Genomic DNA, 971 nt, shown 5'->3' with positions numbered 1-971 from the left:
AGAACGTCCGCCAGTAGGTGCCCGACTGGGCGGCAGTAGTAGGGCAGGCACGGTTCGCCCGATCATGGAGTTCTCTACGCTTCATGATCACCGGGGGATCCGTGCCTGCCGTCCCATCATGCATTCTCGACCCGATCCGCGACCAGTTCCTCGCGCTACTGCCCACTCGTGAGGACCGCCATCCGTGGGGCTGCCACAACCCGCGCATCAGCGACGCGGTGGTCTTCGACCGCCTGGTGCAGGTCCTGGTCTTCGGATGCGGATACGAGCGGGCGGCCGACCACCTGTGCTCCGCCACTACCCTGCGCCGCCGCCGCGATGAATGGATCGCTACCGGCGCGATGGAGACCCTGCGGCTGCTCGCACTCGCCTGCTACGACCGCATGATCGGCCTCGAACTCGACCAGCTGTCCGCCGACGGCTGCATAGCAAAAGCGCCCTCCGGTGGAGAGTGCGCCGGAAAGAGCCCGGTCGACCGAGCCAAACTCGGCATGAAACGTTCACAGTTGACGGACGGGTACGGCATACCGCTGGTCACCGACCCGGCGCCGGCCAACGTCCGTGACCACACACTGCTGCCCGCGACCCTCGACCACTTCGCCGACCTGGAAGCAGCCCTGGGGCCGCTGCCCGACCACCCGCGCCTGAGCCTGGACGCCGGATACGACTACAGCATGGTCCATCAAGATCTCCTCGCCCGGCAGATCACCGGCCGGATCGCCGAGCGCGGCGCGAAGACCCCGATCCAGGCCGGCGGACGGTGGGTAGTCGAGCGCACGAACTCGTGGATGAACAACTTCGGCAAGCTCCGCCGGTGCACCGAGCGGCGAAGAGCCCCCGTTGAGTTCTTCATCGCTCTGGCCAGCACAGTCATCACTGTCCGCTGCCTGATCCGACGCGCCTGGACCCTCTACCGCTGGGACACCCGCCCTCGAAACCCCCGCATCCGATGACCTACTGGCGGACACCCT

The 971-nt window shown here is 66.9% G+C and carries 1 protein-coding gene; it reads left to right on the top strand.

Going from position 1 to position 971, the window contains the following annotated elements:
- Window positions 1-101: 101 nt before the first annotated feature.
- Window positions 102-953, top strand: coding sequence for an IS5 family transposase (locus tag AC061S_RS44455; protein WP_478691579.1), 852 nt, complete (start codon window positions 102-104; stop codon window positions 951-953).
- The last annotated feature ends 18 nt before the right edge of the window (window positions 954-971 follow it).

This window comes from Streptomyces sp. CA189 (assembly GCF_056428985.1).
Note: the sequence above shows the minus strand (reverse complement) of the source record. Positions and strands in the feature narration are given on the sequence as shown.